Consider the following 1,541-nt stretch of genomic DNA (forward strand, 5'->3'; position numbering starts at 1 on the left):
GCCGTGTGCGGTGCCGGGGGTGCGTGCGTGAGCAGGGGGCCGGGTGTGTGGTGCCCGGCTGGGTGGGTCGGTGGTGGCGGTTGTTCTCCGGTGCGGGGGCGGTGGCCGTCGTGTGTTCAGTGGCTGAGGGAGTGGGGGCCGGTGTTCTGGTCGGGGATGTGCGGTTGGTGGTGGGGGGTGAGGCCGAAGGTGGTGAAGGCGGTGCGGGGTGGGAGGGGGTAGGGGTTGGTGCCGGTGAGGTCGTTGAGGATGGTGGCGCTGCGCCAGGCGGCGAGGCCGAGGTCGGGTGCGCCGACGCCGTGGGTGTGGCGTTCGGCGTTCTGTACGTAGATGTGGCCGGTGATGGCGGGGTCGAGGTCGAGGCGGTAGGTCTCGTCGATGCGGGGGCGTGCGGCGGCGTCGCGGCGGATGTGGGGGGTGAGGGCGGTGAGGAGGGTGTCGAGGGGGCGTTCGCGGTAGCCGGTGGCGAGGACGACGGCGTCGGTGGTGAGGCGGGTGCGGGTGCCCTGCTGGGTGTGTTCGAGGTGGAGTTCGATGCGTGTGCCGGTGATTCTGCCGGCGGTGCGGACGTGGACGCCGGGGGTGAGGGTGGCGTCGGGCCATCCTCCGTGGAGGCTGCGGCGGTAGAGCTCGTCGTGGATGGCGGTGATGGTGTCGGTGTCGATGCCTTTGTGGAGTTGCCATTGGCTGGGGACGAGGGTGTCGCGTACGGCTTCGGGGAGTGCGTGGAAGTAGCGGGTGTAGTCGGGGGTGAAGTGTTCGAGGCCGAGTTTCGAGTACTCCATGGGTGCGAAGGCGGGGGTGCGGGCGAGCCAGTGGATGCGTTCGGCTCCCAGGGGGCGGGCGCGGAGGAGGTCGAGGAAGATCTCGGCGCCGGACTGGCCGGATCCGATGACGGTGATGTGGTCGGCGTGGAGGAGGTCTTCGCGGTGGTGGAGGTAGTCGGCGGAGTGGATGACGGGGGTGTTGGGTGCGGTGGCGAGGGGGCGTAGGGGTTCGGGGATGAAGGGTTCGGTGCCGATGCCGAGGGCGATGTGGCGGGTGTGGGCGCGGCCGAGCGCTTCGGCTTCTCCGTGGGGGTCGAGTCGGGTGTAGTCGACTTCGAAGTGGGATCGGTCGGGGTTCCAGCGGATGGCGTCGACCTGGTGGCTGAAGTGGAGGGTGGGGAGTTGGTGGCTGACCCAGCGGCAGTAGGCGTCGTATTCGGTGCGGTGGGTGTGGAAGCGCTCGGCGAAGTAGAAGGGGTAGAGGCGTTGCCGGGTGCGTAGGTAGTTGAGGAAGGTCCAGGGGCTGGTGGGGTCGGCGAGGGTGACGAGGTCGGCGAGGAAGGGGACTTGGAGGGTGGCGCCGTCGATGAGGAGGCCGGGGTGCCAGTGGAAGGCGGGGTTCTGTTCGTAGAAGGCGGTGGTCAGGGGGTGGGGTGTGGTGTGGGCGAGGGCGGCGAGGGAGAGGTTGAAGGGGCCGATGCCGATGCCGATGAGGTCGTGCGGCCGGTCCGGGCGGGGGGTGGGCCGGTCGGTCATCGGGGGGTGCTTCCTTCG

General features: G+C 70.0%; 1 protein-coding gene. It reads right to left on the bottom strand.

The window, feature by feature from the left end:
* Positions 1-116 precede the first annotated feature (116 nt).
* Positions 117-1,523, bottom strand: a complete 1,407-nt coding sequence (locus tag BA175_RS17460; RefSeq protein ID WP_069172359.1) for a lysine N(6)-hydroxylase/L-ornithine N(5)-oxygenase family protein — start codon at positions 1,521-1,523, stop codon at positions 117-119.
* Between the last annotated feature and the right edge of the window lie 18 nt (positions 1,524-1,541).

This window comes from Streptomyces griseus (assembly GCF_001715295.1).
Taxonomy (GTDB): Bacteria; Actinomycetota; Actinomycetes; order Streptomycetales; family Streptomycetaceae; genus Streptomyces; species Streptomyces griseus_G.

Bases quoted from the DNA above. Each gene is read 5' to 3' on its own strand.
- BA175_RS17460 (WP_069172359.1), bottom strand. From the start codon at position 1,523: ATGACCGACCGGCCCACCCCCCGCCCGGACCGGCCGCACGACCTCATC.